This window comes from Nocardiopsis sp. NRRL B-16309 (genome assembly GCF_001279585.1).
Taxonomy (GTDB): Bacteria; Actinomycetota; Actinomycetes; order Streptosporangiales; family Streptosporangiaceae; genus Nocardiopsis.
Window position 1 is genome coordinate 1 of the sequence record NZ_LGEC01000007.1, and the last position, 386, is coordinate 386.

Annotated in this window: 1 pseudogene; it reads right to left on the reverse strand. The window is 68.9% G+C overall.

From position 1 onward, the window contains the following. Positions 1-166: 166 nt before the first annotated feature. Positions 167-386, reverse strand: a pseudogene (locus tag ADL05_RS29270) (integrase core domain-containing protein); the annotation flags it as partial.

Sequence of the window (386 nt, forward strand, 5' to 3'; positions counted from 1 at the left end):
CCTAGGGCCTGTCTGACAATTCGCGTCGGATCAGGCCGGGTCGTTCGGTGCGTGCGATCGGCGTGCGGCCGGGGCGCCCTCGTAGCGGAGCTACTGGGGCGTTTCGGCCGTGCGGCGAGCGTGCGTGCCGGGCGGGCCGGACCCGACGGGAATTGTCAGACAGGCCCTAGGTGTATTGACCCGCGGCGTTGTTGACACGGCTGATCGGCGGGTGTCCGTCGAGTGCGGTGTGGCAGCGGTGGTGGTTGTAGGTGTGGAGGAAGTCTGCCAGGGCCTCGGTCCGCTCGTCGTTCGAGGTCTAGGGCCGCACGTAGCCCCACTCGTCGAGCAGGCTGCCGTGGAAGCGTTCGACCTTGCCGTTGGTCTGCGGCCGGTAGGCACGGGTG